Origin of the sequence: Nocardioides asiaticus (genome assembly GCF_040049175.1) — a bacterium.
In the GTDB taxonomy this organism is placed as follows: Bacteria; Actinomycetota; Actinomycetes; order Propionibacteriales; family Nocardioidaceae; genus Nocardioides; species Nocardioides cheoyonin.
On record NZ_JBDZDM010000002.1, the window covers coordinates 364,866 to 389,983 of the forward strand.

The 25,118-nt window shown below is 71.9% G+C and carries 21 protein-coding genes and 1 tRNA gene; 10 read left to right on the forward strand and 12 right to left on the reverse strand.

The annotated features are described in order from the left end of the window. Positions 1-41 precede the first annotated feature (41 nt). From ABLE53_RS07500 to ABLE53_RS07520, 5 genes are all read right to left on the reverse strand, one after another. On the reverse strand, positions 42-1,418 hold the full coding sequence (locus ABLE53_RS07500; protein ID WP_348858148.1) for a class-II fumarase/aspartase family protein: 1,377 nt from the start codon (positions 1,416-1,418) through the stop codon (positions 42-44). 162 nt (positions 1,419-1,580) lie between these two features. Further along, a complete protein-coding gene (locus tag ABLE53_RS07505; RefSeq protein WP_348858149.1) occupies positions 1,581-2,714 on the reverse strand; it encodes a hypothetical protein in 1,134 nt (377 codons plus the stop codon). After that, complete coding sequence (locus tag ABLE53_RS07510; RefSeq protein ID WP_348858150.1) at positions 2,714-3,901, reverse strand: C39 family peptidase; 1,188 nt, start codon at positions 3,899-3,901, stop codon at positions 2,714-2,716. Before ABLE53_RS07510 ends, ABLE53_RS07505 begins: the two co-directional genes overlap by 1 nt. A 176-nt stretch (positions 3,902-4,077) precedes the next feature. Continuing rightward, positions 4,078-4,150: transfer RNA gene (locus ABLE53_RS07515), tRNA-Gly, on the reverse strand. A gap of 34 nt (positions 4,151-4,184) precedes the next feature. Continuing rightward, complete coding sequence (locus ABLE53_RS07520) at positions 4,185-4,997, reverse strand: SGNH/GDSL hydrolase family protein (protein WP_348858151.1); 813 nt, start codon at positions 4,995-4,997, stop codon at positions 4,185-4,187. Between the two features lie 63 nt (positions 4,998-5,060). Here ABLE53_RS07520 and dcd point away from each other — a divergent pair, with 63 nt between their 5' ends. The 6 genes from dcd (at position 5,061) to ABLE53_RS07550 (ending at position 10,550) form a co-directional block, all read left to right on the forward strand. Continuing rightward, positions 5,061-5,636: a dCTP deaminase gene (gene dcd / locus ABLE53_RS07525; RefSeq protein WP_348858152.1), complete on the forward strand. Its 576-nt coding sequence runs from the start codon at positions 5,061-5,063 to the stop codon at positions 5,634-5,636. A 77-nt stretch (positions 5,637-5,713) separates the two neighbouring features. Continuing rightward, positions 5,714-6,757 carry an iron-siderophore ABC transporter substrate-binding protein gene (locus tag ABLE53_RS07530; protein WP_348858153.1) on the forward strand — a complete coding sequence of 348 codons (1,044 nt, stop codon included), beginning with the start codon at positions 5,714-5,716 and terminating at the stop codon, positions 6,755-6,757. Beyond that, a complete protein-coding gene (locus tag ABLE53_RS07535; RefSeq protein WP_348858154.1) occupies positions 6,754-7,773 on the forward strand; it encodes a FecCD family ABC transporter permease in 1,020 nt (339 codons plus the stop codon). The genes ABLE53_RS07530 and ABLE53_RS07535 overlap by 4 nt, the downstream gene beginning before the upstream one ends. Next, entirely contained in the window at positions 7,770-8,810 is a 1,041-nt protein-coding gene (locus ABLE53_RS07540; RefSeq protein ID WP_348858156.1) for a FecCD family ABC transporter permease, read from the forward strand. Before ABLE53_RS07535 ends, ABLE53_RS07540 begins: the two co-directional genes overlap by 4 nt. Continuing rightward, on the forward strand, positions 8,807-9,658 hold the full coding sequence (locus ABLE53_RS07545; RefSeq protein WP_348858157.1) for an ABC transporter ATP-binding protein: 852 nt from the start codon (positions 8,807-8,809) through the stop codon (positions 9,656-9,658). Before ABLE53_RS07540 ends, ABLE53_RS07545 begins: the two co-directional genes overlap by 4 nt. A gap of 1 nt (position 9,659) precedes the next feature. Beyond that, positions 9,660-10,550 carry a siderophore-interacting protein gene (locus tag ABLE53_RS07550; protein ID WP_348858158.1) on the forward strand — a complete coding sequence of 297 codons (891 nt, stop codon included), beginning with the start codon at positions 9,660-9,662 and terminating at the stop codon, positions 10,548-10,550. Between the two features lie 25 nt (positions 10,551-10,575). Here the strand turns inward: ABLE53_RS07550 and ABLE53_RS07555 are convergent, their stop codons facing one another. From ABLE53_RS07555 to ABLE53_RS07565, 3 genes are all read right to left on the reverse strand, one after another. Further along, positions 10,576-10,740 carry a hypothetical protein gene (locus ABLE53_RS07555; protein ID WP_348858159.1) on the reverse strand — a complete coding sequence of 55 codons (165 nt, stop codon included), beginning with the start codon at positions 10,738-10,740 and terminating at the stop codon, positions 10,576-10,578. 24 nt (positions 10,741-10,764) lie between these two features. Beyond that, positions 10,765-11,589: a DUF4097 family beta strand repeat-containing protein gene (locus ABLE53_RS07560; protein ID WP_348858160.1), complete on the reverse strand. Its 825-nt coding sequence runs from the start codon at positions 11,587-11,589 to the stop codon at positions 10,765-10,767. A 74-nt stretch (positions 11,590-11,663) separates the two neighbouring features. Continuing rightward, positions 11,664-12,221: a toxin-antitoxin system HicB family antitoxin gene (locus ABLE53_RS07565; RefSeq protein WP_348858161.1), complete on the reverse strand. Its 558-nt coding sequence runs from the start codon at positions 12,219-12,221 to the stop codon at positions 11,664-11,666. Positions 12,222-12,370: 149 nt separating this feature from the next. On the opposite strand from ABLE53_RS07565, the gene ABLE53_RS07570 reads away from it, so the two are divergent. Together ABLE53_RS07570 and ABLE53_RS07575 are read left to right on the forward strand one after the other, a co-directional pair. Continuing rightward, positions 12,371-14,122, forward strand: coding sequence for a sodium:solute symporter family protein (locus tag ABLE53_RS07570; RefSeq protein ID WP_348858162.1), 1,752 nt, complete (start codon positions 12,371-12,373; stop codon positions 14,120-14,122). A 13-nt stretch (positions 14,123-14,135) separates the two neighbouring features. Next, positions 14,136-14,426, forward strand: a complete 291-nt coding sequence (locus ABLE53_RS07575; protein ID WP_348858163.1) for a hypothetical protein — start codon at positions 14,136-14,138, stop codon at positions 14,424-14,426. A gap of 121 nt (positions 14,427-14,547) precedes the next feature. Here ABLE53_RS07575 and ABLE53_RS07580 read toward each other — a convergent pair whose 3' ends face one another. The 3 genes from ABLE53_RS07580 to ABLE53_RS07590 form a co-directional block, all read right to left on the reverse strand. Continuing rightward, positions 14,548-18,003 (reverse strand): (Fe-S)-binding protein, encoded by a 3,456-nt coding sequence (locus ABLE53_RS07580; protein ID WP_348858164.1) that lies wholly within the window; start codon positions 18,001-18,003, stop codon positions 14,548-14,550. A 206-nt stretch (positions 18,004-18,209) separates the two neighbouring features. Then, positions 18,210-19,409, reverse strand: coding sequence for an MFS transporter (locus tag ABLE53_RS07585; protein ID WP_348858165.1), 1,200 nt, complete (start codon positions 19,407-19,409; stop codon positions 18,210-18,212). Between the two features lie 86 nt (positions 19,410-19,495). Then, positions 19,496-20,776: a choice-of-anchor P family protein gene (locus ABLE53_RS07590; protein ID WP_348858166.1), complete on the reverse strand. Its 1,281-nt coding sequence runs from the start codon at positions 20,774-20,776 to the stop codon at positions 19,496-19,498. Between the two features lie 260 nt (positions 20,777-21,036). Here ABLE53_RS07590 and hutH point away from each other — a divergent pair, with 260 nt between their 5' ends. Both hutH and hutU read left to right on the forward strand, forming a co-directional pair. Continuing rightward, positions 21,037-22,611, forward strand: coding sequence for a histidine ammonia-lyase (gene hutH, locus ABLE53_RS07595; protein WP_348858168.1), 1,575 nt, complete (start codon positions 21,037-21,039; stop codon positions 22,609-22,611). Then, positions 22,608-24,275: a urocanate hydratase gene (gene hutU, locus ABLE53_RS07600; protein WP_348858169.1), complete on the forward strand. Its 1,668-nt coding sequence runs from the start codon at positions 22,608-22,610 to the stop codon at positions 24,273-24,275. The genes hutH and hutU overlap by 4 nt, the downstream gene beginning before the upstream one ends. Before the next feature lie 17 nt (positions 24,276-24,292). Here the strand turns inward: hutU and ABLE53_RS07605 are convergent, their stop codons facing one another. Further along, a complete protein-coding gene (locus tag ABLE53_RS07605; protein ID WP_348858170.1) occupies positions 24,293-25,069 on the reverse strand; it encodes a hypothetical protein in 777 nt (258 codons plus the stop codon). Positions 25,070-25,118: the final 49 nt, after the last annotated feature.

Sequence of the window (25,118 nt, forward strand, 5' to 3'; positions counted from 1 at the left end):
TCACCCTACGAGCCCGCGCGGACAGTGGTGTGTCCGGCCGGTCAGACCTCGCCGATCTGGAGGCGGTCGGCGACCCGGCGGGCGTGCTCGGCCATGGCGCGGGCGGTGGCGGCGCTCTCGCCGAGGTGGTGGGCGGGATCGAGCAGGCGGTCGATCTCGGCGGGGGAGAAGTGTCCGGCGACGGTCTCGTCCCGCCCGAGCAGGCCGGCGAAGTCGCGGCCGGTGACCGCGGCCTCCTGGGCGAGGTCGTAGACGATCTCGTGGGCCCGGTCGCGTCCGATCCGCTCACCGAGCTGCAGCATCAGCGACTCCGACCCGATCAGTCCGCCCGACAGGGCGAGGTTCGCCCGCATCCGGTCGGTGTCGAGCTCGAGGCCGCCGGCGATGACGACGAGGCGGGTGAGTACGTCGCCGGCGAGGACGCTCGCCTGCGCGACGGTCTCCTCGAGCAGCCCGGTCATGCCGCCGTTCGCCTCGTGGTCGTGGAGCATCGACTCCAGCGCCGGCGCGACGAGGCCGCGCAGCTGGGCGGAGGCGGTCATCACGTCGAGGGTGAGCTGCGGGTTGCGCTTGTGGGGCATCGTCGAGCTGCCGATGGTGCCGTCGGGGATCGGCTCGAACGCCTCGCCGAACTCCGGCTGCATCATCGCGTAGACGTCCTTGGCGATCTTGCCGGCCGTGCCGGCGAGCAGGCCGAGCACGGTGACGTACTCGACCATCCCGTCGTTGGTCGCGCGCGAGGGCACGGGCATCGGCGCGAGGTCGAGCAGCCGCGCGACCTGGGCCTCGATATCCCGGCCGCGGTCACCGAAGGAGGCCATCGTGCCGACCGCGCCGCCGAGGAGCAGCCGGAAGAGCCGGTCCTCGAGCCGCTGGAGCCGGTCGACGTGGCTGGCGAGCTCGTCGATCCACATCGCGACCTTGAAGCCGAACGTGATCGGGACGGCGTGCTGGCTGTGGGTGCGGCCGGGCATGGGGACCTCGGCGCTGTCGTCCGCGAGCTTCGAGAGCGCGCGCAGCAGGTCGCCGAGCAGGTCGAGGATCCGGCCGTGGGCCTCGCGGAGCAGCAGCAGGTCGGCGGTCTGGGTGATGTTCTGCGTCGTCGCCCCCCAGTGGACCCAGCCGCCGTGCTCGGCGCCGACGACGCGGGAGAGCTCGTCGAGGAGCGGGGTCAGCGGGTGGCTGTGGGCAGCGGTGCCGTCCTCGATCCGGTCGAGGTCGAGCCGGTCCAGGTCGGCCGCTTCGGCGATCACCTCGCCGGCCTCGGCCGGGATCACGTCCAGCGCCGCCTCGGCGCGGGCGAGCGCGGCCTCGACACGGAGCCGGGCCTGCAGCCGGCTCTTCGTGGAGAACAGCTCGGCGATCCCGGGATCGGGTACGCGAGCGTCGGTGAACCGGCGACTCGATCCCGTGGGCATGTCACCGATCCTTTGCGCGTCGTTCACCTGGAAGAGAAATGACGAAATGCAACCTTAACAGCGCTCGGGTCAGGAACCCTGATCCTCGCAACCCCCGGTAACCGCTGGAACTGGCGACTGAACGGGCCGGAACTGGCGACTCGACCGGCCGGAGCTGGCGGCTCAACCCACTGGTGCGGTGACCTGCTCGTCCCCGGAGTCGGAGAACGACGCGACGGTCAGGGCGGAGCCGGCGCACTCGGGTGGACCGAGGAACGCGGCGCCCCGTCCGGACTCGTACGCCGTGGAGAGCGTGCTGCCGTCCCACCGCATCAGCCGGGCCGGGCCGTTGTCGGTCTCGGGGTCGGCGGCCCAGAGGACCGCGTCGCCGCAGACCGTCAGCGTGCCGTTGACGCCCGGACCGAGGTCGGCGATGCCGTCGGCCGTCGTCGCGTAGACCTCGACCGCCTCGTACCGGTGCTCGTTCGGCACGACGCTCCACACCCGGCCGTCGCCGAGCAGCGCGCCCTGCGCGCCCTTGCACCGGGCTACGTCGGGGAACGGCGTGATGGTCGCGCCGTCGACGGTGACGACGGTGCGGCATGACGGGTGGTGGGCGTCGAACGTCAGCATCGCCTCGCCGTCGGCTCCGATGACCGGGCTGTTCCAGCCGTTGCGCGGCGGGGCGCACCAGCCGACCGTGCTGCTGCGGCTCGTGATGTCGACCCGCGCCTGGCAGTAGCGGCGGCCGTCGAGCGTCGCGTGCACCAGCCTGTCGCCGTACAGCGCCCACGAGCCGCCGGTCGCGGTCGGTACGTCGGACGACCCGTCGATCGTCCAGGTCTTGAACGTCTTCGCGTTCAGGTCGACCACGGTCGCGCGCTGCGGGAGGGTCTCCTGCTTGTCCTGGGCGACGACGACCGCCCAGTCGTCGTCGAGCAGCGCGTCGACGAAGTGGAAGCGGCTCGCGGCCTGGCCGCCCTCGCCGCGGCCGGGGCCGTCGAGCGAGAACGACCGCCCCGACTGCGGCACCCGCAGCGTCCACCGCCCGGTGGTGACGACGGTGTCCTCGGCGCTCTCGTCGATCTTCCTCCAGGCGAGCGGGGCGGTCGTCGGCGTCGGCGTGGTGGTCGGTCCCGACGCGGTCGGGGTCGTGCTCGGCGTGGCGCTCGGAGCCGTGCTCGCCGACGCGCTCGGCGTCGCGGCGGCGCCGGGCGACGCCGCCGAGTGCGGCGAGTCGTCGTCCGAGGAGCAGCCTGCGGCCGTCGTACCGACGGCGACGACGATCAGGAGACCGGCCAGGCGGGGGCCGCGCATCAGACGCCGATGTTGTGCTGGAAGTGCGCCTCGTTGGCGCGGTAGCTGCGCGTGGCGACCCGCCACTGCGAGCGGGCGATGTAGGGCTCGGAGGGGTCGAAGCGCTGCTGGTTCCACGGCTCGAAGTAGCCGATCAGGTCCGGCTTCTTGTCGAGGGTCTTGTAGCCGCGGCCGACCTGGAAGTGTCCGGAGGCGTCGTCGTCGAGGTAGGGGTAGTACTTCTTGAGCAGGATCGGGTGGAGCACCACCGGGGCGGTGTAGGCGCTGATGTGCTTCTTGATGAGCTTCCACCACTGGTTGTAGCTCCACCCCTTGATGTCGAGGACGATGTACTTCCCGGCGTGCCACTGGTTGTCCCAGCCGGTGTTGTTGTTGACCACCCTGACCATCGCGGAGATGGCCGTGCCCGCCGTGGTCGTCCCGAGACGCTCGGCCCAGTGCTTCTGGGAGCGGTGCTTGTCGCGCCAGCCCCACACGATCATCTGTGCGGCGGTCGGCCCGCACCAGTACGTCCGGGTCTGCGCCGCGGTGTGCTTGGGGTTCAGGATCCACTTGTGCTTCGGGTACGTCGTCGCCTTCGGGCGGGTGCCGGCGGCGACGGCCACCCGGGCCTCGGGGTGGCGGTCGAGGAAGCCGGTCGGCAGCGGGACGCCCTGGAGCTCGTGGCGGAGCAGCCAGACCTTCGCGACAGAGCGCGCGGCCGAGGTGAGCTCGGCGCGGTCCCGGGCGGCGCGGGCCGCCGGCGTACCCGCCATCAGGCGGCTCAGCACCGTCCGTGCATCGGCGTCGCCGGTGCCCGCCGTCGTACGCGGGCGCTCGAGCGCGCGGATCATCCCGGTGCGCACCGCCCTGGGCGACTCGGTGGTCCAGCCGACGCCCAGGCAGTAGCGCTGCCCCTCGAGCTCGGCGCATCTCACCACCGACCTCACCGCACGTGCGCGCGCAGCGGCGGTGACCGGCCGGGGGAGGCGTACGCGGCCGGCCGCGACCACGGCGTCGATCTCGCGCCGCATCGCGGCCGTCACCGTCGTCGGGCCGGCGGCCGTCGCCGTACGAGGGGCGTACGCCGGCTGGGCCGACGGGCTGATCGCGCCCTCGTCGTGGATGCCGCGCGGCAGGAACGGCGCGGCGGCGAGGAGCGCGGCGAGGGCGACCAGCGGCACGACGATGGTGCGGTTTCGAGACATGGTCCTTCTCCCGAGTCAGGCGGTGAGCCTTCTCAGACTGACCCACAAGTCACAGAAATCGCAATAGTCACAGGTGTAACAGCCAGCTCGGTCCGGGGCGGTCGTCGGCGGCTCCCGGCGCGGGCGGGGCGGAAATGACTCACGGCCGGGTCCGTGTGGACCCGGCCGTTCACCGGAGCGGATGACGAGGCTCGAACTCGCGACATCGACCTTGGGAAGGTCGCGCTCTACCAACTGAGCTACATCCGCACTGCCCGTTTCAGCGGGCGCCGAGGATGCTACCTCACGATCCGAGCGGACCGGAAAGCGATCCGGGGAGCGGGGCGGGATCGGGGTACTTCGGGCTGAGTCCGTCGCCCGAGGAGCGGCCGGTGAGACGCCGCTTCACCCAGGGCCCGGCGTGCTCCTTCGTCCACTCCCAGTTCGCGGCGCGCTGCTCGGCGCGGCTGAGGACCGGCCGGCGCAGCGGCGCGGGAACGGGCAGCCCGTGCTTGACGCCGAGGACGTCGAGCACCTTGATGGCCATCAGCTCGTGGCCGGGTGTGGCCATGTGCAGCCGGTCGGTGTCCCAGTAGCCCCAGTCGTCGTACTCGCTCATCCGCCAGTAGTCGACGAGGGTCGCGCCGTGCCGGTCGGCGATCTCGCGGACGAGCTCGTTGTAGTAGGCGAACCGGCCCCGCAGCGGCCTGTAGAAGGCCGACGAGCGGGCCCCGAACGCGGTGAACAGCAGCACCCGGGCGCCGGTGCCGGTGAGCTTGCCGACGGCGGCGTCGTACTCCGTCATCAGCGCGTCGAGGTCGACCCGCGGGCGCAGGATGTCGTTGGCGCCGGCGTACAGGGTGACGAGGTCCGGCTGCATGCGTACGGCGGGCTCGAGCTGCTCCTCGACGATCGCGCGCAGCTTGCGGCCGCGGATCGCGAGGTTGGCGTAGCGGAAGGCCGGGTCGTGGGCCGCGAGCACCTCGGCGACACGGTCGGCCCAGCCGCGTACGCCGTTGGGCCGGCTCGGATCCGGGTCGCCCACGCCCTCCGTGAACGAGTCCCCGATCGCGACGTAGCGGTGGAAGCTGCCGGGGATGAGCGCGTCGAGGACCATGGCCCCATTCTCCCTGTGGCGCGGACGGGCTCGACACCGGCCGGTCGCGGGTAGGTTGTCGGCGTGATCCTGAGCGACAAGGACATCCTGACGGAGATCGAGTCCGGCCGGATCGTCATGGACCCGTGGGACGAGTCGATGCTGCAGCCGTCGTCGATCGACGTACGCCTCGACCGCTACTTCCGCGTCTTCGAGAACCACAAGTACCCCCACATCGACCCCGCCGCGGACCAGTCGGACCTGACCCGGCAGGTCGAGCCGGAGGGCGACGAGCCGTTCATCCTGCACCCGGGGGAGTTCGTGCTGGGGTCGACGTACGAGGCGGTCAGCCTGCCCGACGACCTCGCCGCGAGGGTCGAGGGCAAGAGCTCGCTCGGCCGGCTCGGGCTGCTCACCCACGCGACCGCCGGCTTCGTCGACCCGGGCTTCTCCGGCCACGTCACGCTCGAGCTCGCCAACGTCGCGACGCTGCCGATCAAGCTCTATCCGGGGATGAAGATCGGGCAGTTCTGCTTCTTCCGGCTCTCCTCGCCGGCGCAGAGCCCGTACGGCTCGGAGAAGTACGGCTCGCGCTACCAGGGCCAGCGCGGTCCGACGCCGTCGCGGTCCTACCAGAACTTCCACCGCACGAAGATCTGACGAATCGCTTGCCAACGCCTCAGCAGGTTGGGTTAGGCTTCCCTAAGTAAGCCTGACCTAATTAGAGAGGCGGACCCGTGATCCGTCGTACGAAGACCGCGGTCCTGCTGGCCGCGGCCGCGCTGCTGCTCGGGGCCGGCGCGCTGGCCGGCTGCTCCACCGGCTCCACCGACGGCGCGACGGGCACGCCGTCGGCCGCGAGCTCGGTGGACGCCGACGCCTTCCCCGTCACGATCAAGCACGCGTACGGCGAGACCACGATCGAGAGCGAGCCGAAGCGCATCGTCTCGATCGGGTCCAGCGACCAGGACATGCTGCTCGCGCTCGGCGTCGTCCCGGTCGGGATCCAGAAGGTCACCTGGGGCGGCAACGCGCACGGCACCACCCCGTGGTTCGACGCCAAGCTGAAGGAGCTCGGCGGCACGATGCCGACGCTCATCGACGAGACCGACGACATCCCGGTGGACGAGGTCGCGAAGCTGGACCCGGACCTGATCCTCGCGACCCTCTCGGGGATCACCAAGGCGCAGTACACCAAGCTCTCCAAGATCGCCCCGGTCGTCGCGTACCCGGGCAAGCCGTGGATGACCACCTGGCAGCAGTCGCTGGAGATGACCGGGAAGGCGGTCGGCCGGACCGAGCTCGCCGGACAGCTCGAGAAGGAGACCGAGGCGGAGTTCACGAAGGCCCGCGAGGAGTACCCGCAGATCCAGGGCAAGACCTTCATCTGGGCGGCGCTCGCGACCACCGATCTCTCCCAGATCTCGTACTACACGCCGAGCGACCTGCGCCCCACCTTCCTGCGGGCCATCGGCATGGAGGACGCCCCGATCATCGAGAAGATCAGCCCGAAGAACTCCTTCTACGGGACCGTCTCCGCCGAGCGCGCGGCCGACCTGAAGTCGGACTTCCTCTTCACCTACGCCGTGAAGGACAGTGACGCCAAGACCTACGCCGATGACAAGCTGATCGGGCAGATCCCGGCGGTCAAGAGCGGCCACATGTGGGCCTCCACCGACAACGTCGCCTCCAACGCCGCCGGTGTCCCGACGCCGCTCTCGGTGCCGTACGCCATGAAGCACTTCGTGCCGAACGTCGCGAAGGCCGTCGAGGGCCAGTGACGGTCACCGCGGCCCCACGACTGACCCCGGCGCGGCCCGCCACACCGCGCCGGGGCAGGTACGCCGTCGGGCTCCTCGGCGCCGTGCTGCTGGTCGCGGTGGTCGCCTCCGTGCTCGTCGGCTCCCGGATGGTCGCGCCGACCGAGTTGTTCCACGACGGCTCGGTCGGGCAGGCGATCCTCCAGGCCCGGCTGCCGCGCACCGTACTGGGGCTGCTGGTCGGCGCCGCGCTCGCGCTCGCCGGCGGCTGCCTGCAGGGGCTCACCCGCAACCCGCTCGCCGACCCGGGGCTGCTCGGGGTCAACGCCGGGGCGTCGTTCGCGATGGTGCTCGCCGTCTCGGTCTTCGGTGTCAGCTCGCTGCACTCCTACCTCTGGTTCGCGTTCGTCGGGGCGGCGGCGGCAGCGGTGCTGGTCCACACGGTGGCCTCGTTCGGCCGCGACGGCGCGACCCCCGCGAAGCTCGTGCTCGCGGGGGCCGCCCTGTCGGCGGGCGTGGCCAGCTGGACCAGCGGGGTGCTCCTCACCGACAAGCAGACGTTCGACGTCTTCCGCGGCTGGCAGGTGGGCACCATCGGCGGCCGCGGCTGGGACGTGGTGGCCACCGGGCTGCCGTTCCTCGGGGTGGGCGCGCTGCTGGCGCTCGCGGGCGCGCGCACACTCGACACCCTCGCGCTGGGCGACGACCTCGCCCGTGGGCTCGGGCGCCGCACGGCGGTCGACCGGCTGGTCATCGGGCTCGCCGTCGTCCTGCTCGCCGGCACCGCCACCGCCCTGGCCGGCCCGGTCGCGTTCGTCGGCCTGGTCGTCCCGCACGCGGTCCGGACGCTCGTCGGCAGCGCCTACACGCGGGTGCTCCCGCTCTCGATCGGGTACGGCGCCGCGCTGGTGCTCCTCGCCGACGTGGTCGGCCGGGTGGTGCTGCCCCCGACCGAGGTCCAGGTCGGGATCATGACCGCGGTCGTCGGCGTACCCGTCTTCTGCTGGTTCCTGCGACGCGGACGGATGGCCCTGTGAGCACGCTCCACCTGGTCGAGCCGACCGCCGTCGTACGCCGCGCCCGGCGGAGGCCGCGGCGACGTCTCGCGCTCGTGGTCGGCGGCCTCGGGGCGGTGCTCGTCGCGCTCTTCTTCCTCTGTGTCCTCGGCGGGCGTGACTACATCATCACCTTCCCCGACTTCCTCGCGATCCTGGGCGGCAAGGACATCCCGGGCGCGACCTTCATCCTGATGGAGTCCCGGCTTCCGCAGGCGCTGCTCGCGGTGCTCGTCGGCCTCGCGTTCGGGACGGCCGGCGCGGTCTTCCAGAGCACTCTCCGCAACCCGCTCGCCAGCCCGGACATGCTCGGGATCAGCACCGGCGCCAGCGCCGCGGCGGTCTTCGGCATCGTCGTCCTCGGCCTCTCCGGCCTCGCCCTCAGCGCGGCCGGCGTCCTCGGCGCCGTCCTGGTCGCGGCGCTGATCCGGCTGGTCGCCGGCGGGGACGGCGGCTACCGCCTGGTGCTCGTCGGCGTCACCGCGGCGGCGGCACTGCTGGCGGTGATCCAGTACCTCTTCACCCGCGCCGACGAGTACGACGCCCAGCTCGCGCTGCGCTGGATGACCGGCAGCCTCAGCGCCGCCGACTGGCCGACCGTACGGATCCTCGCGGTCGCGCTCGTCGTGCTGCTGCCGCTGGTCGCGCTCACCGCGCGGACGCAGCGGACCCTCGAGCTCGGCACCGACGTGGCCGCCGGGCTCGGGGTCACCGGCCGGCGTACCGACCTGCTGCTCCTCCTCGCCGTCCTGCTCACCGCGCTCGGGGTGGCCGCCGCCGGTCCGGTCGCGTTCGTCGCCTTCGCCGCCGGGCCGATCGCGCGCGCTCTCAACGGCGGGCGTACGACGCTTGCCGGCGCGGCCCTCGTGGGGGCGGTCGTCATGGTAGGGGCGAGCTATCCGGCGGCGTACGCCATTCCAGACACCAACCTGCCCGTCGGTGTCGTCACGGGCGCCTTCGGTGCCCCGTTCCTGCTCTGGCTGCTGGCGAGCGGCCGTACCGGAAGGAGGTCCGCATGACCGCTCTGACCGATCCGCCGCAGGCGCACGCCGGGAGCCCGACGCCGTCGACGTCGCGACTGGCGGCGGAGGAGGTGACCCTGGGGTACACCGGCCGCCCAGTCGTCCGCGGCGTGACCCTACAGATCCCGGACGCCGCCACCACGGTCGTCGTCGGCCCCAACGGCTGCGGCAAGTCGACGCTGCTGCGCGGCATGGCCCGGCTGCTCCGGCCGACGGCCGGCGCCGTGCTCCTCGACGGGCGCGCCGTCCACCGGCAGCCGACGAAGGAGGTCGCGCGGACGCTCGGCCTGCTGCCGCAGTCGCCGGTCGCGCCGGAGGGGATCACCGTCGTCGACCTCGTCGGCCGCGGCCGGCAGCCCCACCGCGGGCCGCTGACCCGGTGGACCGCCGCCGACGACGAGGCGGTCGCCGAGGCGCTCACCCTGACCGGCACCCTCGACCTCGCCGACCGGGTCGTCGACGAGCTCTCCGGCGGCCAGCGGCAGCGGGTGTGGGTCGCGATGGCGCTCGCCCAGCAGACCGACCTGCTGCTCCTCGACGAGCCGACGACCTTCCTCGACGTCGCCCACCAGATCGACCTGCTCGACCTGCTCCGGACGCTGCGCGAGACCCGCGGCACCACCGTCGTGATGGTGCTGCACGACCTGAACCTCGCCGCGAGGTACGCCGACCACCTCGTCGCCATGCGCGATGGCAGCGTCGTCGCCGAGGGGACGCCTCACGACGTCGTCACCGAGGAGTGCGTCCGCCAGGTCTTCGGCCTCGACTGCCGGGTCGTCCCCGACCCGGTCTCCCACACCCCGCTCGTCGTCCCGATGGGGCGCCACCACAGGACGGAAGCCTGACATGCCCCTCCTCGCCCGCGTCGCCGTCCGCTCCGTGGAGCGGCTGTCGCCGTCGTACGTCCGCGTCGAGCTGGGCGGCGACGAGCTCGCGGAGTTCGGCACCGACGGGCCGACGTACGACCAGCGGATCAAGCTCGTCTTCCCCGGGCCGGCCGGCCTCCCCGTCCTCGGCCAGGACACCTGGTGGCAGGAGTTCTGTGCGCTGCCGGAGGAGGGGCGCGGCCACGTCCGGACCTACACGATCCGGGAGGTGCGGGGGAGCGTCGAGGCGCCGACGATCGTGGTGGACTTCGTGCTCCATCCCGGCGCCCACGGCCCCGGCTCCGGCTGGGCGGAGACGGCCGCGGTCGGCGACGAGCTGCTCACCGTCGTACCCCGCCGGGGGCAGCTCTTCGGCGGGATCGAGTGGTCGCCGGGCGACGCCGAGCGGCTGCTCCTCGTCGCCGACGAGACGGCCGTCCCGGCGGTCTGCTCGATCCTCGGGTCGCTGCCGGACGACGCCGCGGGGACCGCCTTCCTCGAGGTGCCGGACGCCGCCGACGTCCAGAAGGTGTGCGCGCCCGCGGGGATCGACGTGCAGTGGCTGCCGCGCCACGGCGCCCCGGTCGGGTCGCTCGCCCTCGGAGCCGTCGGCGGGCTCTTGGGATTCTCGGCCCCGGCCGAGGTGCCGGCCTCGGGCGAGGTGGACCCGAACCTGTGGGAGACCCCGACGTACTCCTCCTCGGGCGAGGCGCTGGACCCCGGCCGCGGCGACGGGCGGTACGCCTGGATCGCCGGCGAGTCCGGCATGGTCACCGCGCTGCGCCGCCACCTCGTCAAGGAGGTCGGCCTCCCGCGCCAGCAGGTCGCCTTCATGGGCTACTGGCGCCACGGCGTCGCGATGAAGGCATGAGCGACGCCCAGCCGCTCCTGCAGCATCAGGAGTCCAGCCGGTCCGCGAAGCGGCGCAGCTGGCTGGCGAGGGAGTGCCGGGTGGCGCGCCTGGGGCGGCGTACGCCGTCGGCGCGGCGCGCCTGCTCGGCCTGACGGAGCCGCTCGTCGCGGGCGTACTTCGCCTGGAGCTCGGAGATCGAGTCGATCATGGTGTCCTCCTCCCGGTGCTCTCGTCAGGCCTCGACGACGGTGACGTCGCCGCTGACCGTGCGGGCGCGGAGCTCGACGTGGTCCTGGCCGTCGGCCGGCTGGCCGGAGCCCTTGACGTAGGACCGGATCTCGCCGGTCACGGTGGTGATGTCGGTCCAGACCGGCGTGCCGGCGGGGATCCCGATGCGGATGTCGCCCGAGGCGCCCTTGCCCTCGACCCGTCCCCTGACGGCCTCGCGGACCTCGAGGTCGCCGGAGCCGGTGGAGAGCGAGACGCTGCCCTCGGCGTGTCCGACCCGCAGGTCGCCGGAGCCGGTCTTGGCCTCGACGTTGCCGGTGGTGCGGTCGAGGCGTACGTCGCCGGAGCCGGTCGCGACGTAGACGTCGGCGAGCGCCTCGTCGACCTCGACGTCGCCCGAGCCGGTCTTGGCGCGGAACGGGCCGCGCACCTGGGCGGCGGAGACGTCGCCGGAGCCGGTCGCCAGGTCGGCGGGACCGTACACCCGGTCCAGCGCGACCTCGCCCGAGCCGGTCTTGACCTGCGCGGTGCCGAGGGCGCCAGTGGCGCTGACGTCGGCGCTCTGGGTCTGGGCCTTGAGGGCGGACTCGTCGGGCAGCGTGACGGTGACGATGTGGCCCTTGCTGGCGAAGTCGAAGAGCCCGCGGTGCTTCGGGCCGATGACGCTGACCAGCTCGCCTTCCTGCTTGACGATCACGCTCTCGGGGTCGTCGCCCTCGACGCTCACGGTCGTGGTGTCGGTGTCGGTCGCGGTGAGGACGAGCTGGCCCTTGCTCAGCTCGACGTACAGCCTGATGGCCGCGGGGGTACCGAAGGTGTAGAGCGTCATGGCTTCTCCTGGATGAGGGTGTGCGGGACCAGGGGGCCGGCAGGGCCGCCGGTCCCGGAGTCAGGTGATGCTGGCTAGAGCCAGCCGGTCATGCGGCGCTTGTTGCTGGTGCCGCTGAACGGGTCGAACTTGTCGAAGCCCGACATGGCGTCGTTGATGAACTGCGGGAGCGAGCTGAGGTCGACGTCGACGTTGATCGAGCCCTCACGCGTGGCAGCCCGGATGACGTTGACGACCCAGGTGTTGAGCGAGCTGCCGGAGCGGGCCGCGAACTCCTCGGCGCGGGCCTTGACGGACTCGGGGATGCGGAGCGTGATCCGGGCGGTCGCGCCCTCGTCCTCGTCCTCCTCCTCGGGCTGCGGAGCCGGGGCGGCGGCCGGAGCGGGCGGAGGCGGGAGGTGGACGCCGAACTCGAGCTCGCGGCCGTTGAGCCGGACGTCCACGTTGCCGCTGGGCAGCTCGGCAGTGATCTCGGAGGCTGCCTGGGAGACGGCCTCCATCAGCGCCAACCGGGCGGCCGGGTCGAGGGCGTACGACAGCCGCTCGGCGGCCGCCCGGGCCTCCGGGCCGGCCGCGTCGGCGGCGGCGAGCAGGTCGCGGCGCAGGCTCTCGACGTACGGGGTGATGTCCATGGGCACCACGATGACATCACTGTGATGTCATGTCAAGCAGAAAGCGACATCACTTGACGTCACGTGTGATGCCACGGAGGTGCGTGCCCGCCGTCGGCGGGTGGCAATGGTTTAGTGGGACGGCACGTCGAACTGACAGAAAGGTCGATATGGCCGGCATCCACGTCCCGGTCCTGGAGACACTCATCCAGGCGAGCACGGTCGACTACCTCATCATCGCGATCTACTTCATCTTCGTCATCGGCATCGGCGTCCTCGCCAGTCGCGGCGTCTCGGACTCGGTGGACTTCTTCCTCTCGGGGCGATCACTCCCGGCCTGGGTCACCGGGCTGGCGTTCATCTCGGCCAACCTCGGCGCGGTCGAGATCATGGGCATGTCGGCCAACGGCGCGGAGTACGGCCTCCCGGCGGTGCACTACTTCTGGATCGGCGCGATCCCGGCGATGCTCTTCCTCGGCGTCGTGATGATGCCGTTCTACTACGGCTCGAAGGTGCGGTCGGTGCCGGAGTTCATGCTCCGCCGCTTCGGCACGGGCGCCCACCTCGTCAACGCGCTGTCCTTCGCGATCGCGCAGCTGCTGATCGCCGGCATCAACCTCTACCTGCTCGGCGCCATCGTCCACGCGCTGCTGGGCTGGCCGCTGTGGGTCGCGCTGATCGTGGCCGCGGCCATCGTGCTGTCGTACATCACCCTCGGCGGCCTCAAGGCGGCGATCTACAACGAGGTGCTGCAGTTCTTCGTGATCGTCGGCGCGCTCGGACCCCTGGCGATCGTGGGGCTCCGCAAGGTCGGCGGCTGGGGCGGTCTCAAGGACAGGATCACCCAGATGGCGGTCGAGCACTCCGACAAGGTGCCGGGCGCCTCCGACCAGCTGCACTCCTGGCCCGGCAACGACCTGACCGGCTTCAGCTCGAGCGCGCTGTCGGTGATCGGGATCGTCTTCGGCCTCGGCTTCGTGCTGTCGTTCGGCTACTGGACCACGAACTTCGTCGAGGTGCAGCGGGCGATGGCCTCGCAGTCGATCACCGCCGCACGTACGACGCCGATCATCGGTGCCTTCCCCAAGATGTTCATCCCGTTCGTCACGATCCTGCCCGGCATGCTCGCCGCCGTCCTCGTCCCCGAGATCGTCACGGTGAAAGAGGGCGGATCGGCCCCCGGCGGGGCGTCGGGTGAGGGCGTCACCTACAACGACGCGCTCATCTACCTGATGCGCGACCTGCTGCCCAACGGGCTCCTCGGCGTGGCGATCACCGGCCTGCTCGCTGCGTTCATGGCGGGCATGGCGGCGAACATCTCGGCGTTCAACACCGTCCTCTCCTACGACCTCTGGGAGAGGTACGTCGTCAAGGACCGCTCCGACGACTACTACCTGCGGGTCGGGCGGATCGCGACGGTCGCCGCGACGCTTGTCGCCATCTTCACCGCATCGCTGGCGTCGAACTTCACCAACATCATGAACTACCTCCAGACCCTCTTCGGGTTCTTCAACGCGCCGCTGTTCGCGACGTTCATCCTGGGGATGTTCTGGAAGCGGATGACCGCGACCGCCGGCTGGGTCGGGCTGATCTCGGGCACGGCGTCGGCGGTGGTCGTGGCGTTCCTCAGCGAGGACGCCTTCGGCTCGGCGAGCACCGGCGTACTGTCGCTCAGCGGCCAGGGCGCCTCCTTCGTCGCCGCCGGTGCGGCGTTCGTCGTCGACGTGCTCCTGAGCATCGTGGTCTCCCTCGTGACGGCGCCGAAGCCGGACGAGGAGCTCAAGGGGCTCGTCTACTCCGAGACGCCGAAGGCCGACCTCGTCGACAAGGGCGCCGCCGACTTCCCGTGGTGGCGCCGCCCGGTGCCGCTCGCCAGTGTCGGGCTCGCGCTCGTCGTCATCCTCAACATCGTCTTCGCCTGAGAGGAGTCCACCCATGACACAGGGACAGAGCCAGGGACAGACCCAGGGCCCGGGCCCGAGGAAGACCGCGGGGGCCTTCGACATCCGCAACGTGATCGGCGCGCTGCTCGTCGTGTACGGCGTCGTGCTGCTCATCGTCTACGCCGTCGGCGCGAACGACGCGATGGGCGACAACACCGACAACCTCGCCGGCGGTCTGACCTTCCTCGTGGTCGGTCTCGTCTTCCTCGCCTGGGCCCAGCTGCGGCCCATCGTCGTGGAGCCGCCGAAGGAGGGTGAGGCGCCCAAGGGCGGCCTGCACTAGGGCCGCTCCCGCGCTGGCGGTACGACAGTGCCCCGGGTCGCAGTCAGGGACGGCTGCGACCCGGGGCACTGTTCTTTTCGTCGTGTCTTTTCGTCGTGCGGCTGGCGGCCGGCGGCCGGCGTCAGAGGTCGAAGAGGGACCCGGCCTCGTTGATGTCGACGTCCGTACGCGGCGCGTGGGCCTCGCCGCTGCTCGACTGGGTTGCCGGCTGCTTGGGCTGACCCTCCGCCTCCTGCGGCTCCGCCTCCTCGACGGTCTCGTCCTCGAAGATCGTCTCCGCCTCGGCGGGCTCCTCGGCAGGCTCCTCCGGGGCGGGGGCCTCTGCGGGGGCCTCTGCGGGGGCCTCTGCGGGGGCCTCTGCGGGGGCCTCTGCGGGCGCTGGTGCGGCGGCCGGGCTCGCCGGGGTCGCCGGGGCGGCGGTGGGTGCCGCTGCGACTGCGCCGTCGGGGGCCTCGATGTCGAACAGCGAGGAGACCGCGTCGATGTCGACGTCGTCGTGCGGTGCCGATGCGACCCCGGAGGCGGAGGAAGTACCGGTCGGCGGTTGAGCGAACGTTTGCTCAACCGGCTCCGGGGTCTCCTGGGCAGGCTCGGCCGAGGGGACGTCCGCCTCGGCCGCGGGCGCCTCCGCCTCGACCGGAGTCGCCTCGGCTGCCGCCTGCGCGGGCGGCGCCTCTGGCTCCGGGGCCGCGGGGGTTGCCGGGGTCGCCGGGTCGGCGGTCGGCGCCGCTGCGACTGCGCCGTCGGGGGCCTCGATGTCGAACAGCGAGGAGGCCGCGTCGATGTCGACGTCGTCGTGCGGCGCCGATGCGGCTCGGGACGCGGCAGCCGCGGGCGGCGTCTGGGCGACCGTCTCCTCGGGGGCGGCTTCGGTTCCCGACTCGCCGCCGGCCGGCTCGGGGGGCGCGGAATCAGCGGGAGCCTCCGGTCCGGCAGCCGGGATGTCGAACAGCGAGCCACCGCCCAGGTCGGTCTCGGCCGACTCCGGCTCGGCCGCCGCCGGCTCGTCGGCGGTCGGGGTCTCGGCCGGCGCGGAGTCCTCGGCGGGCGTGTCGAACAGCGAGCCGCCCTCGTCGAAGAGGGAGCCGCCGCCGGAGGCGGACTTCGCCTCGGGCTCGGCGGGCGCCGGGGTGTCGAAGAGGGACGAGGCGTCGTCAGGCGCGGCACCAGCGGGCTCGGCGGCCCCGGCGGCCTCTGGCTCGGCGGACGTCTCCGGCGCCTCGGCGGGGGTGTCGAAGAGCGACCCGCCGGTGTCCTGGGATGCCTTCGCGGCCGGTCCCACCTCGGCGGTCCCGGTGACGGTGGCAGCGGTGTCTGTGATGTCGCCGGCCGAGGGCTCGGCGGCGGTCGCGACCGAGGCCGCGGTGGCGGCGCCGGCACCTGGCGCGAGCTTGGTGGCCATCTCGCCCTTGACCGAGGCGAGCAGCATCTGGGCGACGTCGAGTACCTCGACCTCCTCACGCGCGGTCCCGTCGGACTGCGCGGCGGTGAGGCCGTCGGAGAGCATCACCCGGCAGAACGGGCAGCCGACGGCGATCTGGTCGGCGCCGGTGGCGACGGCCTCGTCGGTGCGGTTGCGGTTGATCCGCTCGCCGATCCGCTCCTCCATCCACATCCGGGCACCGCCGGCGCCGCAGCAGAAGGATCGTTCGGAGTTGCGCGGCATCTCCTTGTAGTCAGCGCCCGGAAGCACCTGGAGCAGCTCGCGGGGCGGGGTGTAGACCCCGTTGTGGCGGCCGATGTAGCACGGGTCGTGGTAGGTGATCGAGCGCTTGTGGGCACCGGCGCCGTCGGCCACCGGGGTCAGCCTGCCCTCCCGCACGAGCCGGTTGAGCAGCTGGGTGTGGTGGACGACCTCGAGCTCGACGCCGAACTCCTTGTACTCGTTCTTCAGCGTGTTGAAGCAGTGAGCACAGGTGGTGACGGCCTTCTTGACCTTGAACTCCTTGAAGGTCTCGACGTTCTGCTGCGCCAGGCCCTGGAACACGAACTCGTTCCCGGCCCGACGGGCGGAGTCGCCGGTGCAGGTCTCACCGTTGCCGAGTACGCCGAACGAGACGCCGGCCAGGTCGAGCAGCTCGGCCACGGCGCGGGTCGTCTTCTTGGCGCGGTCCTCGTAGGCGCCGGCGCAGCCGACCCAGAACAGCCAGTCGACCTCGTCCAGGGACTCGATGTCCTCGCCGACGACCTTGACGTCGAAGGGGAGCCCGTCGGCCCACTCCATCCGCTTGCGGGACGACATGTTCCACGGGTTGCCGTTGTTCTCGAGGCCGCGGAAGAGACCGTTGAGCTCGGTCGGGAAGTTCGACTCGACGAGCACCTGGTAGCGGCGCATGTCCATGATGTGGTCGACGTGCTCGATGTCGACCGGGCACTGCTGCACGCAGGCGCCGCACGACGTGCACGACCAGAGCACGTCCTCGTCGATGACGAAGTCGCCGCCCTCGGGGTTGTAGAACCACTCGTCCTCGTCGGCCTTGCCGACGAGTGACCGCTGCAGGACGTCGGCGTCGGAGCCGTCACGTCCACCGTCCTGCAGGTAGGGCGCCGCGGCGTATGCGTGGTCCCGCAGCCCCATCACGAGCAGCTTCGGGGAGAGCGGCTTCTCGGTGTTCCAGGCCGGGCACTGCGACTGGCAGCGTCCGCACTCGGTGCACGTGGTGAAGTCGAGGATGCCCTTCCAGGAGAAGTCCTCGATGGCGCCGACGCCGAGCTTGGAGTCCTCGTCGAGGTCGTCGATGTCGTCGAGCGTGATCGTCTTGCCGCCCGAGGTGAGCGGCTTGATCGAGCCGAGCGCCGTACGGCCGGAGGACTCGCGCTTGAACCAGATGTTGAACCAGGCGGTGAAGCGGTGCCACGCGATGCCCATCGTGAGGTTGACCGCGATGACGTCGAGCCACACCAGCGCGGAGAGCACCTTGACGAAGGCGATCACGACGATCGCCGCTTCGACGGCGTCCTTGTCGGTGCTGCTGTAGAGACCGCTGAGGAGGTGGGCCACCGGGTAGTGGAAGGAGCCGGCCCGGTCGCTGTGGCCGTCGAGGATCTCGAGGTTGCGTTCGGCACCGCGGATGAAGAGGATCGCGACGCCCTCGAGCAGTGCCATGAACTCGACGAAGTAGGCCTGCCAGAATGTCGAGCCGAAGAACCGGCTCCGGCGGCCGAGCTGGGCCGGCTTGTGGAGCTGGCGGTAGACGATCAGGAAGACGATGCCGATCGTCGAGAGGACGCCGATCGCCTCGCTCACCCACTCGAAGACGAACCAGTGCCCGATGACCGGGATCTGCCACTTCGGGTCGAAGAGCTGGACGAAGCCGGTCGCGACGGCGCTGGAGAGGATGAGGAAGCCGAAGTAGACGAACCAGTGCATCACGCCGACCCAGCGCCACTGGAACATCCTGGTGTGGCCGAAGGTCTCCTTCATCATCGTCGCCCACCGGCGGCCGGGGTTGTCGGCGCGCGGGGCCGGCTGGCCGATCCGGACGACGCCGACCATGCTGCGTACTGCCTTGACCACCAGGTAGACGGTGACCACGGTCAGCGCGAGCGTGACGGCGATGACGATCGTCTGCAACATGCGGGTTGGGCTCCTCGTCGAGTCGTGCTCGTCGTACGGCGGTGTACTGCCGGGAGTGGCGACTCTAGTGAGACGAGCGCCACGCCCGGCAGCCCTCCGTCAGGTGAGAAGGATCCTACCCGTTGGTAACTTCGCCCGTCAGGCCGGCTGCAGTCCCGGCCGGCCTGGGCGACGAACCTGCCGGCCGTCGTGAGCGCGTCCGGCGCTCAGTGCGTCAACGGGTGCTCGCCGCGGACCGGGACGAGGCCGATCGCGACGAGTGGGAAGAGCCCGGCCAGGGCGAACGCCCAGGAGTAGCCGAGGTGGGCGACGACGAGCCCGCCGACGGGTGGCACGACACTGCTGGCGAGGAACTGCGCGGTGTTCTGCAGCGCGAGCGCCCGCCCGGACCAGAACGGCCCGGCCCGCTCGGCCACGCCGGTGAACGCGAGGCCATTGTCGGCGACGGTGAGCACCGTCGCGACCACGATCAACGGGACGGAGACGAGCCAGCCCAGCCCGGCGGTGAGGCCGAGGAGGAGCATCGTGAGGCCGGCGCCCCAGGCGACCCAGCGCAGCGGCCGCATCCGGCTGCGTACGACGTCGGAGAGCTGCCCCGCGGCGATCCGGCCGAGCGCGCCGAAGACCTGGGCGACCGCGACCAGGGTGCCGGCCGGGGCGGCGCCCCAGTGCCGGTCCTGGACCAGCCAGACCAGGGCGAACGTCCACACCACGAACTGCGGCACGACGAGCAGCACCGAGACGCCGTGGATGCGGGCGAGGTAGCCGTCCCGGCGGTAGGGGTTCGGGGCCGTGCCGGTCTTCCGGTCCGGCCGTGGCGGGTCGAGGTCGGCGACGGCGAGGTGCTCGTCGGCGGCGCCGCAGGAGAGCGTCGGCACCCACATCGCGACGTGCACCCCTCGGCTCTCGGCGAGCACCGAGACGGTGATCGCGGCGATCCCGACGCCGACCGGCTGGGCCATCTGCCGGATCCCCATGGCCAGCCCTCGCCGGTGCGGCGGGAACCACCCGACGACGACCCGGCCGCTGGCGGCGTTGGTGCTCGCTGCGGCCGCCCCACCGAGGAGCAGAAGGATCCCGAGCAGCACCAGTCCGTGGGTGAGCGCGGCGAGCAGGCCGACGGCCGCCGTGCCGACGAGGCCGGAGAGCAGCACCAGCCGCTCGCCGCGGTGGTCCGTCACCCAGCCCCACGGCACCAGCGCGAGCATGACGCCGACCGTGGGTGCTGCGGCGATGAGCCCCGCGTCGGCGAGGCTGAGGCCGTTGCGCTCGTGGAGGGCCGGGATCAGGAACGCGGCCCCGTGCATCATCGTCGCCGCGGAGGCCTGGGCGATCGTGCTCGCCGCCAGCATCGCCCAGCGGCGTACGTCACCGACCTGCGCTGGGGGCGGGGCGGTCACGGTCACGCCACCAAGTAAAGGTGCTCCGAACGCGACGGACCCCGCCGTGTCCGTCCCTCAGGACGGCTCGGCGGGGTCCGATGGTGCCCGGGTCAGGGCTTGGCGATCTTCAGCCGTGCCCGGCCGAGGTCGATCACCGTCTTCGTCACGTCACTCGCGCTGAGCACGGTGATTCGGAGCCCGACCACCTGAATGCCCTGCCACTGGTTGGTCACGACCTTGGTCTGGATCGACAGTGCGCCGCCCGGGATGTCGATCTTCTTGCCGTCCAGCTGCGCGAGGGAGTAGCTCGTGCCGTTGGCTGTGATGGAGCCGACCGTCGTCCCGCTCGCGTTTCGGGTCAGCTTGGTGAGCCCCTTCCCGGTGCGGGTCACGTTGGCCCGAGCGACCAGCCCCTTGACGACGAGCGCGCCGTTGCCGATGTTGACGCTGGCGACCCGGGAGATGGCCCGGCCCCAGGCCTTCCTGCCGCTCTGGTTGCCCTGCATCTGCGAGGTGAGGGCACCGACCTTGATCGGCACGCCGACGTTGCTAAGGGGCAGGCCGGCGATCGCCTTCGTCAGCGTCTTTCCCTTCGGGCTCTTGCACGGCATCAGGAGCAGGGGCTGCGGGCCGACGGAGGCCAGCGAGCCGAGGGCGCTGGCGCGGATCGCCGCAGCGGAGCCACCGAAGATGCCGGACTCGACCCCCTCCGACATGTAGGCCCACGCGTGGGCGAGCGCCAGCGTCGTCTTCGAGGGGGCGACGTACAACCGCAGGCCGTCGCTGTTCGCGCCCGCCCAGTTCGGGCCGCGGTGCGTGGACTTGGCACCCATCGAGAGGGTGGCCAGGCCGGGGATCTTGAGCGGGTTGCCCGGCGTCGGGAGCGGGGCCGAGTGGGTCCCGGTGATCGGATCAGTGACCGCGATCCTGGCGACGTCGGGGACCACCTCCGAGTGGAAGCCCTTGGCGTCGTGCCACACGTGGGCGGTCACGGTGAGGCCCTGGATCGAGAGCTTGCCGAGGCCGCTCCGGGCAAGGGTGATGTCGGCGACCTTGGACCGCGTGTAGCGGTTGACGGTGCCGCCGACCTTCGTCGTCCAGGTGCGACTGGTGACGGCGCCGATGGAGCCGAGCTTGTCGGGCAGCGTCGCGCCGGCGAGGTGGTTCTCCCGGCTGACGCCAGCCTTGTTCATGCAGCCGGAGGACACGGCGGCGGTGTCGCCCGAGCTTGCGGGAAGCGATCCCCCGAGGACGCGGAGCCCGTAGCCGTAGCCGCGGAGGACGTACGGCGTCGAGACGGGCTTGGCCGCGTGGGCGTCATCCGGTGTCAGAAGGAGAAGGCTGGTGGCGGCGACGGCAGTGGCCGAGCCGAGTGCGAAGAGACGGCGCATGAAGACTCCAGTGAGACGCGAGGGACCCCCCATCCCTCCGGACATGGTCGAAACCACTCGTCACGGGGCGCGGAACGGGGACCCTCCGTGCCTCCCTCCCAGATGGGGCGTGACACCGTGCTCAACGACGATGTCGCGAATGTGTGACGGGTGCCCCACTCATCTGTTCGGACCAATTCGCCTAGTCCGAAATGACTAGGACCCCTGGGGTAGATCGGCGGCCGTTGGACGCCGTCCGGGCACCGGGCTTGGATGGGCCCGTGACCAGCACCGAAGCGCTCTCCCCGTCCGTCCCCACCGTCGCCGTCGGCGTCGGCCCGCTCACGCCCGAGGAGGTCGTCGCGGTGGCACGCCACGGCGCCGGGGTGGTGCTGACCGACGAGGCGCTCGGGGCGATCGACCGGGCCCGTGAGGTCGTCGACTCGCTCGCGGGGGCGGCCACGCCGGCGTACGGCATCTCGACGGGGTTCGGCGCCCTCGCTACCCGTCACATCCTCGCCGACCAGCGCGCCCAGCTGCAGCGGTCGCTCATCCGCTCGCACGCCGCCGGGTCCGGGCCCGAGGTCGAGCGCGAGGTCGTACGCGCCCTGATGCTGCTGCGGCTCTCGACGCTGGCGACCGGCCATACCGGCGTACGCCGGGCCACGGCCGAGCTGCTCGCCGCGCTGCTGTCGCACGGCATCACGCCGGTGGTGAGGGAGTACGGCTCGCTCGGCTGCTCCGGCGACCTCGCCCCGCTCGCGCACTGCGCGCTCGCGCTGATGGGGGAGGGCGAGGTGCGCGACGCTGCCGGGACCCTCGTGCCCACCGCCGAGGCACTGCGGGCGGCCGGGCTCGAGCCGGTGGAGCTCGCCGAGAAGGAGGGGCTCGCCCTCATCAACGGCACCGACGGGATGCTCGGCATGCTGCTGCTCGCGATCGCCGACCTCCGCCGGCTGCTCCGGACGCTCGACGTCGCCGCCGCGATGTCGGTCGAGGCCCAGCTGGCCACCGACCGGGTCTTCGCAGCGGAGCTGCAGGAGCTGCGGCCGCATCCGGGCCAGGCCCTCTCCGCGGCCAACCTCGTCGCCCTGCTCGCCGACTCCGGCGTCGTGGCGTCCCACCGCGGCCCGGACTGCAACCGCGTCCAGGACGCCTACTCACTCCGCTGCAGCCCGCAGGTTCACGGCGCCGCCCGCGACACCGTGGAGTACGCCGCCACCGTGGCGGCCCGCGAGCTCGAGTCGGCGATCGACAACCCGGTCGTGCTGCCGGAGGAGGGCCGGGTCGAGTCGAACGGCAACTTCCACGGGGCACCCGTCGCCTACGTCCTGGACTTCCTCGCGATCGTGGCCGCCGACGTCGCCTCCATCTCGGAGCGGCGGACCGACCGGTTCCTCGACGTCGCCCGCAGCCACGGGCTGCCGGCGTTCCTCGCCGGTGACCCCGGCGTCGACAGCGGCCACATGATCGCGCAGTACACCCAGGCCGCGATCGTCTCCGAGCTCAAGCGGCTCGCCAACCCGGCCTCGGTGGACTCGATCCCGTCCAGTGCGATGCAGGAGGACCACGTCTCCATGGGGTGGTCGGCCGCCCGGAAGCTGCGTCGCGCGGTCGACGGGCTGACCCGCGTGGTGGCGATCGAGCTGCTCACCGCCGCCCGCGGGCTCGACCTCCGGACGCCGCTGCAGCCCTCGCCGGCCACCGGCGCCGTCGTACGCCTGCTGCGCGACGCCGGCGTTCCCGGCCCCGGCCCGGACCGGTTCCTCGCCCCGGAGATCGAGACCGTGGTGGGATTGGTGTCCTCAGGCGCGGTGCTGCGCGTGGTCGAAGAGGTGATCGGAGAGCTGCGATGACGATCCAGGACAACCCCCGGCTTCCGATCCGCGCTCCTCGCGGTGCCGAGCTGAGCGCGCGCAGCTGGCAGACCGAGGCGCCGCTGCGGATGCTGATGAACAACCTCGACCCCGAGGTGGCGGAGGCTCCTGCGGACCTCGTCGTGTACGGCGGGACCGGCAGGGCCGCGCGCTCGTGGTCGGCGTACGACGCGCTCGTGCGGACCCTCCGGACGCTGGGCCCGGACGAGACGATGCTGGTGCAGTCCGGGAAGCCGGTCGGCGTGATGCGGACCCACGAGTGGGCGCCCCGGGTGCTGATCGCCAACTCCAACCTGGTCGGCGACTGGGCCAACTGGGAGGAGTTCCGAAGGCTCGAGGAGCTCGGGCTGATCATGTACGGCCAGATGACGGCCGGCTCCTGGATCTACATCGGAACGCAGGGAATCCTGCAGGGCACGTTCGAGACCTTCGCCTCGGTGGCCGACAAGCGGTTCGACGGCTCCCTCGCGGGCACGATCACGCTGACCGCCGGGCTCGGCGGGATGGGCGGCGCCCAGCCGCTCGCGGTCACCATGAACGACGGGGTGGCGATCTGCATCGAGTGTGACCCCGCGCGCATCGCCCGCCGGATCGAGCACCGCTACCTCGACGTCGAGGCGCCCAGCCTCGAGGAGGCGCTGCGGATGGCGGTCGAGGCCCGCGACGCGCGGACGCCGCTCTCCATCGGCGTCCTCGGCAACGCCGCCGAGCTGATGCCCGCGCTGCTCGAGCTGGACGCCCCGATCGACGTCGTCACCGACCAGACCTCGGCCCACGACCCGCTGGCCTACCTCCCCCTCGGCGTCCCGTTCGAGGAGTGGCAGACGCAGCGTGAGGCCGACCCGGCCGGGTTCACCAAGCGCGCGCAGGAGTCGATGGCCGCCCACGTGCGCGCGATGGTCGGCTTCCTGGACAAGGGCGCGGAGGTCTTCGACTACGGCAACTCGATCCGCGACGAGGCCCGCAAGGGCGGGTTCGACCGCGCCTTCGACTTCCCGGGGTTCGTGCCGGCCTACATCCGGCCGCTGTTCTGCGAGGGCAAGGGGCCCTTCCGCTGGGCGGCGCTGTCCGGTGACCCCGCCGACATCGCGGCCACCGACCGGGCGATCCTCGAGCTCTTCCCGGACAACGAGCGCCTGCGGAAGTGGATCACCATGGCTGGCGAGCGGGTGCACTTCCAGGGCCTGCCGGCGCGGATCTGCTGGCTGGGGTACGGCGAGCGCCACCTCGCCGGGCTGCGCTTCAACGAGATGGTCGCGAGCGGCGAGCTGAAGGCGCCGATCGTGATCGGCCGCGACCACCTCGACTGCGGGTCGGTCGCCAGCCCGTACCGCGAGACCGAGGCGATGCTCGACGGGTCGGACGCGATCGCCGACTGGGCGCTGCTCAACGCGCTGGTCAACACCGCCTCGGGGGCCACCTGGGTGAGCATCCACCACGGCGGCGGTGTCGGCATGGGCCGCTCCATCCATGCCGGGCAGGTGACCGTCGCCGACGGCACCGACCTCGCCGCGCAGAAGATCGAGCGTGTGCTCACCAACGACCCGGGCATGGGGGTCATCAGACACGTCGACGCGGGCTACGACCTCGCGGTGGAGGTCGCGGCCCGCGCCGGTGTGCGGATCCCGATGACTGAGCTCTGAGCGGAGGGGGAGCCGGCTCAGCCGCCCAGACCGAGTCCGCCCGTGACACCGCCGACCACGTCGTCGACGGTGTTCGTCAGGGTGTCCACGGTGCCGGACACGGGGTCCGACGGGGTGGTGTCCTTCGGTTCGGTCTCCTTGGGCTGGCTGTCCTTGGGCTGGGACTGCTTCGGCGTGCTGGACTGCTGCGTGCTCGAGGACGTGTCGTCCGATCCGGTCGCCGCATGCTTGCCGCCGGACCGGGTCGCGCTCACCGACCCGGTCGAGGAGCCCTTGTGGGTGCCCGCGGAGGGCGTGGACGGCGTACCGCTCGCGCTGCCCGCGTCGGCCGAGCCTGTCTGCGGGCCCGTCGTCGGCGCGGTGTCGCCGGCGCCGGTCGCGCGGTGCTTCGGCCGGTGCGTCACGGCACCTGCGCCGGTCGTCGGCGCGGTGGCCGCACGGTGCTTCGGGGCCGCCTCCTGCTGGTGGGCGACGGGCGCGGCCGCGCCGCCGTCGTCGAAGAGGTGGCGTACGCCGTCGACGACGCCGTCCACGACGCCGCCGGCGTGCGGCGCGAGCGTGACCGTGCCACCGGCGACCGCCGCCAGGAGCGCGGCCGGCGCGAGCATGGCGAGCTTGCGACCGAGCGTCAGCGTGGGGGTCGCGACGCCCTTGCGTGGCTGGACGAGGCGTACGCCGCGGGGAAGGGGGACGACCGTCGCCCCGGAGGCGTCGTCGGGGACCGGGTAGAGCGCCGGGCGACGCTCGTCGAGGTAGGCGATCTCGGCCGGGGGCCGCTCGAGAGTGATCGTCACGGGTGTCTTCTCCTGCACTGGGCCTGGGGTGGGGGATAGCCCGTCCGGG